This is a genomic window from Spirosoma aureum, from assembly GCF_011604685.1.
Taxonomy (GTDB): Bacteria; Bacteroidota; Bacteroidia; order Cytophagales; family Spirosomataceae; genus Spirosoma; species Spirosoma aureum.
Genome location: NZ_CP050063.1, coordinates 5,841,585 through 5,857,919, shown reverse-complemented (window position 1 = coordinate 5,857,919; position 16,335 = coordinate 5,841,585). Strand labels below are relative to the sequence as shown.

Below are 16,335 nucleotides of genomic sequence, written 5' to 3'. Positions count from 1 at the left end.
AAATGGAAAAAGCCGGAATCTTCGTTCCGGCTTTTTCCATTGTTCTAAATTCGACAGCAGCTTATTGTCGAGGCTATCAAAGCGCTTCGACGACCTGACGAACCTTTTCAGCCGCTTCTTTCAGTAATACGGCCGATTGAACTTTCAGCCCTGATTCGTCAATGATCTTGGCTCCTTCTTCAGCGTTGGTTCCCTGAAGCCGCACGATGATTGGTACCGGAATATCGCCGATAGCTTTGTACGCTTCAACAACACCTGTTGCCACGCGATCGCAACGAACAATCCCACCAAAAATGTTGATCAGAATGGCTTTGACATTCGGGTCTTTCAGAATGATCCGGAAACCTGCTTCAACTGTTTTGGCATTCGCTCCACCCCCAACATCAAGGAAGTTGGCAGGCTCGCCACCCGATAGTTTAATGATATCCATAGTAGCCATAGCCAGACCAGCGCCATTGACCATACAACCGACATTACCGTCGAGTTTAACATAGTTGAGGTCGCTGGCAGACGCTTCTACTTCGAGCGGATCTTCTTCGGCCAGATCGCGCATCGATTTCAGATCAGGATGCCGATAGAGGGCATTGTCGTCCAGATTTACTTTCGCATCAACGGCCAGAATCTTGTTATCCGATGTTTTAAGAACCGGATTGATCTCGAACATGGATGCATCCGTATCAACGTACGCTTTGTAAAGTGCCGTTACGAATTTCACCATTTCCTTGAAGGCTTCGCCTTCCAGCCCTAATCCAAATGCAACTTTACGAGCCTGGAATGGCTGCAAGCCTACAGATGGGTCGATCCACTCTTTTACGATTTTTTCGGGCGTTTTTTCCGCAACTTCTTCAATGTCCATACCGCCTTCTGTGCTGGCCATAATGACATTGCAGGCTTTCGTACGGTCGAGCAGGATGCTGATATACATCTCTTTCGGTTCCGTTGCGCCGGGGTAGAAAACGTCCTGAGCTACAAGTACTTTGTTGACTTTTTTGCCTTCTGGTCCGGTCTGGTGCGTTACAAGCACATTACCGATGAGGTTTTTGGCAATGTCGCGAACCTCGTCAGCCGATTTAGCCAGGGCTACACCACGCTGTTCAGTACCGACAATTTTGCCCTTGCCGCGGCCACCAGCGTGAATCTGCGATTTTACGACAACGAATTTTGATCCGGACTGCGCCATAATCTGTTTGGCGGCTTCAACGGCTTTCTCGGGCGACTCAGCCACGATGCCTTCCTGAATCCGGACACCGTACTTTTTCAGAATTTCTTTACCCTGATACTCGTGTATATTCATGGCAACTGCAACAAGGAGAATTGGAAATCGTATTTTTGTGCGGCAAGTTAGCAGGAAATGAAGAATGAAGAATGATGAGCGATGAATAATTACTCCTGATTCTTCGTTCTTCGTTCTTTACTCTACTTTTTTTCTCTTCATGCAGTCTCTTCTTAAGACCTCTAATATTCGTCGGAACTATGGCAATCTGCCGGTTCTGAAAGGAATCGACGTAAGTATTGAACCCGGCGAAATCGTCTCGATCGTGGGTGCATCCGGTGCTGGTAAAACAACATTGCTCCAGATTCTTGGCACCCTGGATCGGCCGGATGCCGGTGAGCTACATATCGCTGGGCAAAACGTGTTTTCATTAAGCGATCGCCAATTGGCTCAGTTTCGGAATGAGCGAATTGGTTTTGTATTTCAGTTCAATAACCTGTTGCCTGAGTTTACAGCACTTGAAAATGTATGCTTACCGGGCTTTATTTCTGGAAAGGAGGAGGGGGCTGTTCGACAGCGGGCTACTGAATTATTAGAGAAGCTTGGCTTGCGTGACCGGGCTACTCATTTCCCTTCTCAGATGTCGGGAGGTGAACAACAGCGGGTCGCTGTTGCGCGGGCACTGATAAATCAACCGGCCATTGTATTCGCCGACGAACCTAGCGGCAATCTCGATTCGCGCAATGCCGAAGACCTGCACCAGCTATTCTTTCAGCTTCGTGATGATTTCGGGCAGACGTTTGTTATTGTTACTCATAATGAACATCTGGCAGATCTTGCCGACCGAAAACTGGTAATTCGGGATGGGGTTGTGTTTGTCTAATTTTCATAGGGCTAATTCGACTTAGCTAAGTAAGCTAACGACAATCAACGATGGTATTTTTTGCTATTAATGTCGCCAGATGATAAATAACTATTTATTAATGGTGTTGATTCTGGCATCAATAATAGTCCATTTGCTGTTCCATAGGTTATCCGTTAAGCTTAGGCCAACTAGTTTGAAACGGGCATTATAGATGGAATAGGAACTCACTGAACTACTGAAAAAACAATCCTGACTTACCTTATAAAGCACCAAATAAAGCCAGTGATGATGGCGTATTGAAAGCTATTCTGCTGCGAAATTAGTAGAAATAACGAAGTATTTATACCTAAAAAAAGACCGACTGTCCGGGGTAAATCATTGACTACTAAGTACTTAAAATTTGTCTAAAAAATTATTTTATAAAAAAGAATGAATCTTTTTTATTTTTGTTTTATTATTGTGTCGAAAAGAAAAGTTTTTCATAACGTTGAGTAAATCAGAAAGCCAAGAGAGTGTCTCGCTTGGCTTTTTTGTTTATATACCAGTAACATACCTATCGATTAGATTTGAGGATACATAAACCGGTTAGATTTCAGGTTTTTATCTCGTAGCGGCCAGTTTTTATCGGATCGGACTCCCATTAGAAAACTAGATAGATTAACAAAAAAGAAGCGACTCTGATCAATCGATCAGAGTCGCTTCTATATTTAAGGGAATCAGCTGATTCCTTTGGAAGCAAGCAATATTACATCATGCCGCCCATGCCGCCACCGCCGTGCATACCTGCACCGCCACCGGCTGGAGCTTCTTCTGGCTCGTCAGCAATAACGCATTCCGTTGTCAGCAACAGACCTGCAATTGACGCTGCGTTTTCCAGAGCAAGACGGGTTACTTTTTTCGGATCGATGATACCCGCTGCGAACAGATCTTCGAACGTATCGTTCTTCGCGTTGTAGCCGAAGCCACCCTGACCATCTTTCACTTTGTTTACGATCACTGATCCTTCGCCACCGGCATTGGCAACAATCGTACGCAAAGGTGATTCGAGGGCTACACGGATGATATTGATACCCGTTTTTTCGTCTTCGTTGATTGGTTTGATAGCGTCCAGTGACGAGATCGCACGGATCAGGGCAATACCGCCACCCGTTACGATACCTTCTTCAACGGCTGCGCGGGTTGCGTGCAACGCATCGTCAACGCGATCTTTCTTTTCTTTCATTTCTACTTCGGTAGCAGCACCGATGTAGAGGATAGCCACACCACCCGACAGTTTGGCCAGACGCTCCTGCAATTTCTCGCGGTCGTAATCTGATGTCGTGTTTTCAATTTGGGCTTTGATCTGATTGACACGACCGGCGATATCTTCTTTCTGACCGACACCGTTCACGATGGTCGTATTGTCTTTGTCAATCAGAATTTTTTCAGCCTGACCTAAGTAATCGATCGTTGCGTTTTCGAGTTTGAAACCGCGCTCTTCGCTGATAACCTGGCCACCCGTCAGGATAGCAATGTCTTCCAGCATAGCCTTCCGGCGATCGCCAAAGCCTGGAGCTTTCACGGCGGCAACTTTCAGGGCACCCCGAATTTTGTTGACAACCAGTGTCGCCAGAGCTTCACCATCAACATCTTCAGCGATGATCAGCAACGGACGGCCGGTTTGAGCAACCTGCTCCAGAACTGGCAGCAGTTCTTTCATCGACGATACTTTCTTTTCAGAGATCAGGATGAATGGACGATCCAGTTCAGCTTCCATTTTCTCCGTATTCGTCACGAAGTAGGGCGACAGGTAACCACGGTCGAACTGCATACCTTCTACGGTTTTTACTTCCGTTTCTGTTCCGCGAGCTTCTTCAACCGTAATAACGCCTTCTTTGCCAACTTTTTTCATGGCTTCGGCGATCATTTTACCGATCTCTTCGTCATGGTTAGCCGAAATGGTAGCTACTTGTTCGATTTTACCGAAATCGTCACCAACTGTCTGCGCCTGTTCGGTCAGGTTAGCAACAACGGCTAATACCGCCTTTTCGATGCCACGCTTCAGGTCCATTGGGTTAGCCCCCGCTGCAACGTTCTTGGCACCGATCGAGTAGATCGCTTGTGCTAAAACAGTGGCAGTTGTTGTACCGTCACCTGCTGAATCAGCAGTTTTCGAAGCTACTTCTTTCACCAGCTGAGCACCCATGTTTTCCATGGCATCTTTCAGCTCAATTTCTTTGGCAACCGTAACACCATCTTTGGTGATAACAGGAGAGCCGAATTTTTTATCCAGAATAACATTCCGGCCTTTAGGACCGAGGGTAACTTTAACCGCGTCGGCCAGGGTATCAACACCCTTTTTAATACGTTCACGGGCTTCGGTATCGAAGAAAATTTTCTTAGCCATTTTTTTGAAAATGTAGAATGTAAAATGAAAAATGGACAATGTGCAATGCAGAAGCGTTTACTTCATTGTGCATTGTACATTATTCATTGATTTACAGGATTGCGAAAATGTCCGATTCGCGCATGATGAGGTACTCTTTGCCATCAACGGTGATTTCTGTACCAGCATATTTGCCATACAGTACCGTATCGCCCACCTGAACCGTTAGGGGTTCATCTTTCTTGCCCGCACCAACGGCTACGACTGTTCCGCGCTGGGGTTTTTCCTTTGCCGTATCAGGAATAATAATCCCGAACGAGGTTTTTTCTTCGGCCGGGGCTGCTTCTACCAGCACCCGGTCAGCCAGCGGTTTCACGTTCACTTTAACGCTTTCCGTTTCTGCTACCATGATAATGAGTTGATTAAGGTTATTAACTAGTTGTGCAATGCATTACACGTCGTTCACCGACTGCCAATTTTTGTGCCAACCCGACAGACTGTCAAATTTTCAGGCTTAAGACTGACAGACTGCCATTTACTGGTTTCTTTACAATTCCTTCTCATAAAACACGATTCAGGCAAACAGAATTTGGTTTTTTGATACCTATTCGCTATTTTGAGCAACCAATATGCTGACTAAAGTGCGTTAGTAAGTCTATGAAAAAATTGCAGTCTGACTGGTTTACGCAAAATTGGCTTGATGCCGAGTACCAGAAATATGTCTTGATGGCATACTTACAAGCTGTCCGGCAAAACTTCACTGAAAACAAACTTTACCCCGATTTGCCGGATTTACGGAATCATTACGAGGCTGGTGTTCGCTTTTCGAGGGGCAAAGGTACGTTAAATGCTGCGTTTCCCAAGCGTGCAGAAAGAGTTACTGGCCCACCACCCCGAATCGAGTATAAATCTGAGGTAACGGACGACGAATTCATGGCTGAATTAGATACAATTATGAATTTTGCGCTGCCACGATTTCAGTCTATGCTGACAGAAGGTCAGCAGCGATGGGCAGATATAGCCAGGTCAGTAACTCTTGCTCCAGTTGGCTTATTGCCGTTGCGACCCGAAGAAGGCTATCTGCTGATTCAGGCGACGAGCCAGGCCGAAACGCAGGTCTATTACTTTTGCCTGACTTTATATTCGGAACAGGAACCTGGTGGGCGATTAGTTCGGTTGCAGTTTTTGGAGGCTGTCCGTAAAAGTCTTGTGAATACCGTTGAGAATATTAAACTTGACCTGATTCGTCGGCACCGCCATATGCCTAATCCGGCAACGTTCATGTTAGAAAGTCAGGCTGCTTATCCTGTTGAAGAGACTCTCTTACCCATTGCGCAACAATTACTTGTGAAAGCAGTAGCCTAAGACAACAGGCTGTTAAGGCACAGGGTGACCAATATAAAGGCATCAAAAAAAGGCTCCGGTTCGAACCGGAGCCTTTTTTTGATGCCTGATGACATTACTTATTTCTGGGGCGTCAGGGCCGAGGTTGATGCACCTGGCGTTGCAGCTCCCGGAACAGCCTGACTTGGGGCTGCACCAGCCGCAGGTGTTGGCGCAGCAGCACCCGGTAGGGTTTGCGTTTGTGCGCGGTCTACATTAATGCTATTAACACCAGAAACCTGATTGCGGTCGATCATGATGTAAGACGCCAGCGATAAGACCATTACGCCGATGCCAAGACCCCAGGTGATTTGTTCCAACAGGTCGGTTGTTTTCTTGACACCCATAAGTTGATTGGAACCCAGTCCGCCAAATTCGCCGGCTAGGCCACCGCCCTTAGAGTTTTGAATGAGCACAATCAAAATCAACAAGACGGTGAGAATGCACGTGATGACAATAGTTGCCGTTACCATGAATTTTAGTTATCACCGGTACGCCGGTGCGTTTATCAGTAAAGAGTTATTTCAGTAAAGCTGAGTGGTTTCAAGATTCGCTCGATTCGCTGGCCGCACTCGATAGTTCACTGATTTTTGCCGCAAAGTACGCTTTTTTCTCTGGATTTTTCACCATAAGCTTCTCGTAGACTTCGCGAGCCTTTTCGATCTTACCCTGTTTGGTCAGAATTTTAGCTAAACTCTCGGTCACCAGGTTGCCGCCAACGGCTTTATTTCGCTTGGTCAGATCTTCCTGCTCGGTTGGTTCACCGATTTTCGAACGCACGGGCGAAATGCGGGGCTCTTTCTTGATAAAGTCTTCGATCAGATCAAACTGGCGTTTTCGTTCAAGATCAGCCGGAGAGAGAGTCGGCTCTGGCGGTGTAGTTTCTGCAATCTGAGCAAGTTCATTTTGCAGATTCGTTTCGGCCAGCGTAGGGTCTTCGGGCGTTGGTACGGTTTCCTTATGTTCTAACCGCGATGGTTCGGGTAGTCGTAACAATGGCAATTTGGGGAAACCGTTGCTTAAACCAGCCTTCGATTTGAACAAGGCATAACTCTCATGCTGATAGTCATCAGGAATGGGTACATGCTTAGCTGATAACTCATTAAGTTTAGTTAGGAGGTTTTCAGACCATTGAAACTCATTGTCAATTAGTTTGCGCAATGCGTTTCGGCTGAGGGCATGAGCGGCTGCCTGTCTAATGAACGGAACTGTCTGCCCTTTGAGGTGGACAGAAGCGGCCTTGGCCGTCAGAGTATGCAGGGCCTGGCAGTAAGGGTAAGCTTGCAGGCTTTCCTGCAATTGTACGAAGTCAGTTGAGCTTAGATCATCCGGATGGGTGACCCAGTACGAAAATGTTTCTTTATCGAGCGCCAGCATGGGTTGGGGTGTCGCAATTCTGTTGGCCGAAGGTACTGATGAATGGTGAATTATAAATCAAGAATTGTAAATTATGGATGAGTAAAATTTTACATCCTTTACGCATCATAAAGTCTCATTTATGATTTTTTATGCTCATCAACGCTTACCAGTCGGCAGCTGTCTTATTAAAAATGTCCAATACGATCTGATCCAGAATTTTAGGCACAAGGCGGCTTTCATTCTGGCTAAGGGTTTGATTCTGAGGAAAATCCTGGTAAAATGAGAAGGATTGCTCGAAATTTTTACTCTCATCCTTATTGTTATAAAAACGAGCTAGTACGGTGATTTGCAGTCGGTTAACACCCGCCTGATCCTGCGCTGTCGGGGCAACGGCCAGTAGGTCATACCCGGTTATATTGCCCTCAAGCACCATGTCGCCGTTATTGGGAACAACCTTCAGATTGGTGTATCGTTGATAATATTCTTTTAGCTTTTCATTGAACGTCAGTGGCAGGTTGGCTGGTCCCCCCGCCGTAGCAAGCACGAAGTTATTGACCGTTACACTCTTAATATCTGGAGACAACGTAGTTCCCGTAAAGGAATATACCCCGCAAGACTGAATGATTAAGGAACAGGCAAGAACCAATAAGGCGACAGGTAGTGAGCCATTTTGCCGCCATCCATGATTGTGCATCCATCTTATAGGTTTCATGAAAAGCCTATTCTTCATCGATTTCATACTGCTTAATTTTTCGGTATAACGTCCTCTCTGAAATACCTAATGCCTGAGCTGCGTATTTACGCTTGTTGTTATTACGCCGTAAAGCCTTGAGAATCATTTCTTTCTCCTGACGTTCAAGTGAAAGAGAATCATCTTCTTCGGTTTCGTGGGTTACATCCTCCACGGTTACGTCGTTGATGTCCTGATCGACATCATCAAAAATCTGTACGGGCGGATGACTTCCATATGTTTCGGAAGGTGGAGGGGTTTCGGAGCGCCCTGAACCGTTAATGGCTGGCAGAAAGCGGGTTACATTATTATCGCCCTGCGGATAATGATCACTGTCAGGCTGAATCGAATCGAAGAGATCTTTATGATTGTTCAGAATTTGCCGGCCATCCTGTTCGTTACCTAACACATCGCGAACAAGTTTTTTGAGGTCGTTCACATCCCGGCGCATATCGAATAGAACCTTGTAAAGCAGCTCGCGCTCCGAAAAATTTTCGCCATTGGCATTCCCGTGCGATTGGGGAAACAGGGCCAGCGTTCGGTTAGTAGGCTGCTGTTGGGGCAGGTATTTGGCCAGCGTGTCGGCTTCAATGGGTTTATTCAGCTCCGATTCGAGGATAGATACCTGCTCGGCAATGTTCTTCAACTGACGAATATTACCCGGAAATGGATAACTCATCAGCAATTGGCGGGCACTTTCCGTCAATTGAAGCGGTTTGATCCGGTAACGTTCGGCAAAATCAGTTGTGAACTTACGGAATAGTAGTTCGATGTCGGTGCCGCGCTCGCGGAGGGGCGGAACGTAAATCGGAACCGTATTGAGCCGGTAGTACAGATCTTCCCGAAACTTACCTTTGTCGACGGCGTCTAATAGATTTACGTTGGTTGCCGCTACAACCCGAACGTCGGTTTTCTGGGTTTTTGATGAACCTACCCGAATAAACTCCCCATTTTCCAGCACCCGCAGCAAGCGTGCCTGGGTGCCAAGCGGCATTTCGCCAATCTCATCCAGAAAAATAGTTCCACCGTTCGTTGTTTCAAAATAACCCTTCCGCGAATCGACAGCCCCGGTGAATGAGCCTTTTTCGTGACCAAACAACTCCGAATCAATTGTACCTTCTGGAATCGCCCCGCAGTTGATGGCAATGAACTGACCATGTTTTCGGGCGCTCAGACTATGGATAATTTTAGAAAACGATTCCTTACCACTACCACTCTCGCCGGTAATGAGTACAGTCAGGTCAGTAGCGGAAACCTGCATCGCTACGTTGATGGCGTAGTTAAGAGCAGGCGCATTACCGATTATACCGAAGCGTTGTTTAACGCTCTGAATTTCTTGATTGTTCATAAAAAAAGTTTTCAGTTTTCAGTGCGTTTCCTCATCAGAACAGGCACAGAAAACTATAAACTGAAAACTTACACTACTTCACCCCGTAGCGTAGCCGATGTGCATTCGGTTACCAGCACATTGACATACTGGCCTTTCTGGAAATCTCCTTTTGGGAAAACGACCATTTTGTTCTGGTCATTACGGCCGCAAAGGAAATCGTCGGAGCGTTTGGATGTTCCCTCGATTAAAACCCGCTGTATCTGCCCGATATGGCGCTGATTGCGTGCCGCAGAATGTTCCTGTTGCCGGGCTATGATTTCATTCAGCCGCCGTTTTTTTACGTCTTCCGGAATGTCATCGGCATATTTTTTAGCGGCCAGGGTACCCGGACGTTCCGAATAGGCGAACATGTAGGCGTAGTCGTAATGAACATAATCCATCAAAGACAGAGATTCCTGATGTTCTTCTTCCGTTTCGGTGCAGAAGCCCGAAATCATGTCGGTCGAAATGCCGCAATCTTCACCCAGAATCTCACGGATACGGTCAATTTTTCCAATGTACCAGGGGCGGTCATAGGTACGATTCATCAGCTTCAGTACACGGCTGTTACCACTCTGGGCTGGCAGGTGAATGTATTTGCAGATGTTGTCGTACTTCGCTATGGTGTGTAGCACATCATCCGTAATATCTTTGGGGTGCGACGTTGAAAAACGAACACGCAGATCCGGATGAATGCGAGCCACCATTTCGAGAAGGTTGGCAAAGGTTACAACCGGCTCAGGGTTAGGAGCATGGTTCGTAACGCCGAGCTGAACCTGATCAGTGCTCTCTGTTCCCTGCCATTTGTAGCTATCCACGTTTTGGCCAAGCAAGGTCACTTCGCGGTAGCCCTTGTCGAAAAGGTCCTGCGCTTCACGAACAATGCTATATGGGTCACGGCTGCGTTCGCGACCGCGTGTGAACGGTACGACGCAGAAACTGCACATATTGTCGCAGCCCCGCATGATGGAAACGAATGCGGTAACGCCATTGGAGTTTAGGCGAATGGGTGCAATATCGGCATAGGTTTCTTCGCGGGAAAGAAAGACGTTAACCGCTTTCTGGCCCGATTCAGCTTCCTCAACCAGTTTCGGAATATCGCGGTAGGCATCAGGCCCAGCCACAATATCAACGACTTTTTCTTCTTCTAAGAGCTTGGTTTTTAGCCGTTCGGCCATGCAGCCAAGCATACCGACCAGCAGTTCGGGTTTCTGACGCTTGAGCCCCGTTAGGTGTTTGAGCCGATTCCGGACTTTTTGTTCGGCATTTTCCCGAATAGCACAGGTATTCAGAAAAATAACATCGGCATCTTCGGCCGAAGCCGTTGTGGCAAACCCTGCATTCCGCATAACAGCCGCCACAATCTCGCTATCGGCGAAGTTCATCTGGCAGCCGTAGCTTTCGATATACAGGCGTTTTTTGCCTACCGCCAATTCTTCTTCTGAAGTACGGGGCAGGTCGATTGCTTCCTTATCGGCAGGTTGTAATATCGTTAATTCAGGAATGAGCGTCATAATCGTCAATGAATCAAGGTATTGATAAGCCAATTCTTACCAGAACAGGCTATTGGATTCGATCAGGCTTATCAACTGGAACACAAAATTACGAAGAATGGCACAAAGATGCTGTCATTTTGGCAGATTCGGCCGTTAAATTCTCTTAAACCGGTATAGATGGTTATTAGAAGGGGTAACCAATCCCGAAATTGATGACCAGCGGATTTGGGCCACTGGAAAGTTGTTTGAGCGAGAACTTAGGCAGGATGAACCGTTCGTCTACAAATTTCCCTTCGCTCTCCTTGAAATACTGCCTGGCCGGGTCCCAGACTTTAATTCCACCATCTAAACGAATGACAAAAAACGAAAAATCAAACCGGATTCCGACACCTGTTCCGACCGCAATTTGAGGGAAAAATGTATCGAGTCTGAAGTTTTCGCCATTGCGTTTGGGATTATCGCGGAGGGTCCAGACATTACCCGCATCGATAAAAAAAGCGCCGTTTATATCGGCCAGCAAATGAAATAATCGACCTCGTAATTCTGCGGAACCTTCAATAATCATATCGCCAGGCTTCTCGAACGTATATAGAAACTGCTCCGGATAATCTGGATTCAGACCGGGCGCGTTTGAATTCGTTGAAGATCGTTGCGGCCACTCCGAGCCAGGCCCCAATCGACGTGGAAGCCAGGCTCGTACGCTGTTGCTACCCCCCGCAAAAAACAATTTTTCATAGGGAGCTGTACGATTCGACCCATAGCCATATACCAGACCTGTATTGATCCGAAAAGCCAGGCTTGTATGGGTACTTAATGGGATGTAACGCCGGTAGTCGAAATTGAACCGCAGGTACTTGTAATATTGAAGACCAGTCGAATCCGTTGTATTGAAAAACTTACGCAATTGAGTTTCCGGAAAGAAGTTCAATGTAGTTCCTCCTGATTCAACTACTGCACGCAAGAAACTGGCCCGTCGATTCTGGCCAGTTGTATTTGTATTATAGGTATAACCAAAGCTAATGCCAGATGCAAATGATCGTCTGAAACCGAGATAGATCGTACTGCCCTGTTCAATCAATGAATCCAGTTGTTTTTGAAACGAAGTACTAATAGTGGAGTCGGTCCCATTCCCCGCATTGATCAGGTTTATGTCGGCGATGTATAAGTTAAATTGTGTCGTGGGCGAACTCTGCCAGTTGTAAGCGGTAGTTGCCCGTAGGGTAGAACGGCGATAATCGGGTCGAATCGTGTTGGAGAAGCCCAAACTGATCTGTGTACGAGGATTATACGGAGTAAATTTAAATCGTAGGGGGCTAGGAAACAGGATCTGCGGAAACGTAAATGAACTGGATACACCTAGTTCCTGAGCGAAGTAGATGCTTTTGGAACTTGTTTCCGTGGCAAACCCTGTCTGGGCTTCAAATCCGTACCGAAGGCTGGTTTCAAAGGTTTCCAGGCCACCAAACAGATTGCGTACCCGGAATGTGAGGTTGCCAAATCCTCCCGGATAGCTTTGTCCCTGGTAAAGAACCGTGAACCCACTTTCAGCTGTGGCTTCGTACTTATCTAAGGGTGTGGCGGTTATGAGCGTTCGCAACCGCCGATTGGTGGTATCGATGAAATTAAGATTGACGAATTTAAATTGATTCAGTAAAAACAGGGAACGCTGAGTCTCCCGGTAATTCGTCTGACTATACAGGGCACCTGGGCGAGTGCGTATTTTACTGTCCAAAAGCCGGGATGATATATTCCGGCCTCCTAGCAAGTACGTAATACCATTTCGCCTGACTGTATCCAGCCCGGTAGGAATGATGACGGGCTGGAGTTCATCGGGACTGATCCGAACTTCCACCTCACCGATTCGATAGATTGGATGCTCGGATCGACCCGGCGGATTCAGAATCTGTAGGTAAACATCAATGGGGCGGTGTAACGTATCGGCACCAGGAAGCCGTTCGGTACCACGACGGGTCGTATCCAGATCGGTTACGGGAATATACTGTCGCGAGAAAGTGTAATAGCCCTGATCGCGTAACAAGGATTCGATGCGGATTTTTTCGCCCGATATATTGTCGAGATCGAATCGCTCCCCTGCTTTAAGTTTCGATACGATGAGCGAATTGCGAACAAGAGAGTCGACGCGTGCGTCGGCAATTTCGTACTTGATATTCCGTAGATAAAACCCGGCATTTTCGGTAATCTGATAATTTACCCGGATCTGGCGTCGGCGAAGGGTGTCGAGCTTATACGCTGTTCGGGCGTGGAAGAATCCTTTGTCCGACAGATATTTCTGCATCTTTGCCGCATTCGTTTGCGCGTCGCCTTCGGTAAAGTAGGAGGGAGGTTCACCAAGATTACGCATCAGCCAGTTCCCCTCTTCGGCTTCCTGACGTAACTTTTTGGCCTGCTTACTAAATCGCCGGTTAAGTTTCTTCAACGCCTTGGGTTGATTGGCCAGTTGCTGACTTTGCTGTTCAAATTCGTTAGTTTTGGCCTCCAGCTCACGTAATACGGCATCGCGGTTATATTTGCGGAGACCAAGCTGATAAAACCAGAGTGGCGGGGTGATCGGTAACCCAAGTATCCGGCGATTGGGCTTCTGGGGAATCAGACTTTCGAGCTGTTCACTGGTGATCGTGCGATTGCCCTTCACCGTTTGAGCCGTAAGTATGTATTTATCGCCCTGTAATCGTTTGGAACTCAAACAACCAGACAAACTTAGAATTAATGTACAGTGTATAATGAGTAGTGAATAATGAGTCAGGCGACTATTGTGCCTTCTATTATTCAGTACCCATTCCGGAACGCCGGATCGTACATTATTCTTTATAAAAACCATGCTTTCCAGGAATCAGATCAAATATATTCAGTCACTGCATCAGAAAAAGTACCGTCAGCAGCATGGTGCCTTTTTGGTTGAAGGTGCCAAGAGTGTACAGGAAGTTTTTCAATCCGATTTTCAGATCGAAATGCTTGTGGCGACTGAAGCATTCTACAAAGAAAACACTCGGCTAACAGACCGCCAACGAACTCCTGTCGAAATCGCGTCTGTGGCCGACCTGGAGCGGATTGGTACGCTGGAAAGTAACAACGCAGCTCTGGCTGTTGTCAGAACGAAAGAAAACCTGCCGCTATTGGCTGGTCCTGATGAAATAGCCCTGATTTTAGATGATATCCGTGATCCTGGCAATCTGGGTACCATTCTCCGTATTGCAGACTGGTATGGCGTCCGGAAGATATTGTGCTCCGAAACAACTGCCGATGTCTACAATCCCAAAGTAATTTCGGCCAGTAAAGGCTCATTTACGCGGGTAAACTGGTGGTATGGTGATATCGCTCAGTTTTTAAGCCAGTTGGGCGATGGGGTTGCTGTTTATGGTGCCTTTTTAAACGGGGAAAATGTGCATACACTCTCCTTCGGTACGTCTGGTTATCTGGTCATGGGCAATGAATCGAATGGAATAGGCCCAGCTGTAGAACCATTTGTAACGAAGCGCGTAACGATTCCAAGTTATGGAGGAGCAGAATCGCTGAATGTTGGTATTGCTACAGCCGTGTTGCTGGATAACTGGCGTCGAACCGGTGATTTGTCATAATACAGTCTAACGCTAGCAATTGTCCTGATAAAAATGTATAATACCATTTTATGGCGGTATTGTCATAAAATTGGACGATAAATGGCTCGACTGATCCCCCTTCTTGTCTGCCTGATGTTCGCTACTGCCGTGTCGCCCAGGCCAGCTACTCTGGCTGATCAACCGGTTTTTCGCCAGTTTGTTGCTGATAAAAACCGGTTTCAACAGGATTTACAGCAACTGATCGATCTAGTCGCAACAGATGCCCCGGCCGATTCGATCAGGGCCGCTTTTCGGCGAAGCCGCGAAGGGTATAAGCGGGTTGAATGGCTGCTGGAATACTACCAGCCCTATATGGCGATGCGCGTAAATGGTCCACCGGTGGTGGAAGTTGAGGAAGATGAACCTGGGCAACATACAACTCCGCCCACGGGCTTGCAAGTGATCGAGCCTTATTTGTTCCCAGTCACTGATCGTACACAAAAAGCCAATCTACAGCGTGAGTTGAACGTGCTCCTGTCTTATGCAGTTCGATTGGAGCAAAGCATACCCGCCGACCGACTGACGGATGGTGATATTCTGGATGCCATGCGACAGCAACTATTTCGGATAGTGGCGTTGGGTATTACGGGTTACGATGCACCTGAATCCAGGAGCGGTCTAGCCGAATCGGCCGTATCGCTTGGTGCGCTTCACGACGTATTCCTGCCCTATTCCAGACGTTTACCTGAGAGTGTCGGTTCGGCATTGGAGCAACGATGGGCCGATGCGATTCGGTTGCTGAACGAAGCGCCCAGTTTTAATGATTTTGATCGGGTGGCGTTTATCCGTGAACAATTTTATCCGCTTTGTCGGGCGTTAGGTGAGGCCAGGCAGTTACTTTCGATTCCTGTATCGGCCAGCGGTCGCTTTCTGTCACCTCTGATTGCTACGTTATCTGATTCGGGCGCTTTTCGCCCCGATTACCTGACTACCTATAGTGAGTTCATTAGTTCGCCCCGGAAAATAGCCTTAGGGAAAATCTTATTTTTCGACCCCCTTCTGTCAGGTAACAATGCCCGAAGTTGTGCGTCATGTCATCGTCCTGAACGGGCATTTACGGATGGACAAATCAAAAGTCGTGCTTTTGGCAGCCGGAAGCGGGTCGATCGTAACGCACCCACATTGCTTAATGCGGGTTTGCAAAAGGCTCAGTTTTATGATTCCAGAGCCCTTTACCTCGAAGATCAGGTCCATGATGTACTAAAAAATACGCACGAGATGCGCACTTCGCCCGAGGAGGTCATTCAAAAACTCTCGGCGAGTAAACAATATAGAACGTGGTTCAACGATGCTTTTAGTGATGGTCTGACGGCCCAGAATGTTCGTAATTCACTGGCCTGTTATGTCCGGAGTCTGACGAGCCTTAACGCTCGCCCTGATCGTTATCTGAAAGGAGAAAACGTCCTGTTATCGGCTGATGAGCAACTAGGTTTTAACTTATTTTTAGGGAAAGCGCGCTGTGCCACCTGTCATTTCTTCCCGATTTATAATGGATTCGTGCCACCCCATTACGAAAAAGTGGAAAGTGAACTGATTGGTGTACCCCGTCGACGAAAAATTCGAAAAGCAAAGCTTGACCGCGATCCTGGAAAATTTAATGCGTACCAAAAAGATCTGCAACGGTTTGCCTTTAAGACACCTACTGTACGCAATGTTGCGCTTACGGCCCCTTATATGCACAATGGGTCATATCGAACGCTGGCTCAGGTTGTTGATTTCTACAATCGGGGGGGAGGTAGGGGTATCGGCATCCAACTGGAGGGCCAGACACTGCCCAGCACTCCCCTTGACCTGAATCTACAGGAGCAAAACGCATTGGTTACTTTTCTGAACGCTCTGACTGATACAACAGGATATACCCACCGCCCACTACACTTACCAGTGGTTGAAGGCCACCAGGCCTGGAACAGACGCAAACCCGGTGGCCGATATTGACTA

At 47.2% G+C, this 16,335-nt stretch carries 13 protein-coding genes; 4 read left to right on the top strand and 9 right to left on the bottom strand.

All coding sequences use genetic code 11. The features are described from left to right. Positions 1-76: 76 nt before the first annotated feature. Positions 77-1,294, bottom strand: coding sequence for an ADP-forming succinate--CoA ligase subunit beta (sucC, locus tag G8759_RS23300; RefSeq protein ID WP_162385245.1), 1,218 nt, complete (start codon positions 1,292-1,294; stop codon positions 77-79). 139 nt (positions 1,295-1,433) lie between these two features. On the opposite strand from sucC, the gene G8759_RS23295 reads away from it, so the two are divergent. Then, positions 1,434-2,096 carry an ABC transporter ATP-binding protein gene (locus tag G8759_RS23295; protein WP_162385244.1) on the top strand — a complete coding sequence of 221 codons (663 nt, stop codon included), beginning with the start codon at positions 1,434-1,436 and terminating at the stop codon, positions 2,094-2,096. A gap of 727 nt (positions 2,097-2,823) precedes the next feature. Here G8759_RS23295 and groL read toward each other — a convergent pair. Both groL and G8759_RS23285 read right to left on the bottom strand, forming a co-directional pair. Then, positions 2,824-4,464, bottom strand: coding sequence for a chaperonin GroEL (gene groL, locus G8759_RS23290; protein ID WP_162385243.1), 1,641 nt, complete (start codon positions 4,462-4,464; stop codon positions 2,824-2,826). A 91-nt stretch (positions 4,465-4,555) separates the two neighbouring features. Beyond that, positions 4,556-4,852: a co-chaperone GroES gene (locus tag G8759_RS23285; RefSeq protein ID WP_012925587.1), complete on the bottom strand. Its 297-nt coding sequence runs from the start codon at positions 4,850-4,852 to the stop codon at positions 4,556-4,558. Between the two features lie 248 nt (positions 4,853-5,100). On the opposite strand from G8759_RS23285, the gene G8759_RS23280 reads away from it, so the two are divergent. Further along, positions 5,101-5,808, top strand: a complete 708-nt coding sequence (locus G8759_RS23280) for a hypothetical protein (protein WP_167213280.1) — start codon at positions 5,101-5,103, stop codon at positions 5,806-5,808. 98 nt (positions 5,809-5,906) lie between these two features. Here the strand turns inward: G8759_RS23280 and secG are convergent, their stop codons facing one another. From secG to tamL, 6 genes are all read right to left on the bottom strand, one after another. Next, positions 5,907-6,299 (bottom strand): preprotein translocase subunit SecG, encoded by a 393-nt coding sequence (gene secG / locus G8759_RS23275; protein ID WP_167213277.1) that lies wholly within the window; start codon positions 6,297-6,299, stop codon positions 5,907-5,909. A 70-nt stretch (positions 6,300-6,369) separates the two neighbouring features. Then, positions 6,370-7,203 carry a hypothetical protein gene (locus G8759_RS23270; RefSeq protein WP_167213274.1) on the bottom strand — a complete coding sequence of 278 codons (834 nt, stop codon included), beginning with the start codon at positions 7,201-7,203 and terminating at the stop codon, positions 6,370-6,372. 145 nt (positions 7,204-7,348) lie between these two features. Further along, the gene (gene lptE, locus G8759_RS23265; RefSeq protein WP_232073919.1) at positions 7,349-7,897 is read right to left on the bottom strand and encodes an LPS assembly lipoprotein LptE; all 549 of its coding nucleotides are present in this window, start codon (positions 7,895-7,897) and stop codon (positions 7,349-7,351) included. Between the two features lie 7 nt (positions 7,898-7,904). Continuing rightward, positions 7,905-9,263, bottom strand: coding sequence for a sigma-54 interaction domain-containing protein (locus G8759_RS23260; protein WP_167213268.1), 1,359 nt, complete (start codon positions 9,261-9,263; stop codon positions 7,905-7,907). Between the two features lie 68 nt (positions 9,264-9,331). Beyond that, positions 9,332-10,798 (bottom strand): tRNA (N6-isopentenyl adenosine(37)-C2)-methylthiotransferase MiaB, encoded by a 1,467-nt coding sequence (gene miaB, locus G8759_RS23255; RefSeq protein ID WP_167213265.1) that lies wholly within the window; start codon positions 10,796-10,798, stop codon positions 9,332-9,334. A gap of 166 nt (positions 10,799-10,964) precedes the next feature. Further along, on the bottom strand, positions 10,965-13,484 hold the full coding sequence (gene tamL / locus G8759_RS23250; protein ID WP_232073918.1) for a translocation and assembly module lipoprotein TamL: 2,520 nt from the start codon (positions 13,482-13,484) through the stop codon (positions 10,965-10,967). A 133-nt stretch (positions 13,485-13,617) separates the two neighbouring features. Between tamL and G8759_RS23245 the strand changes: the two genes are divergently transcribed. Both G8759_RS23245 and G8759_RS23240 read left to right on the top strand, forming a co-directional pair. Beyond that, positions 13,618-14,376 (top strand): TrmH family RNA methyltransferase, encoded by a 759-nt coding sequence (locus tag G8759_RS23245; RefSeq protein WP_167213259.1) that lies wholly within the window; start codon positions 13,618-13,620, stop codon positions 14,374-14,376. 81 nt (positions 14,377-14,457) lie between these two features. Further along, positions 14,458-16,332 (top strand): cytochrome-c peroxidase, encoded by a 1,875-nt coding sequence (locus tag G8759_RS23240; protein WP_167213256.1) that lies wholly within the window; start codon positions 14,458-14,460, stop codon positions 16,330-16,332. Positions 16,333-16,335: the final 3 nt, after the last annotated feature.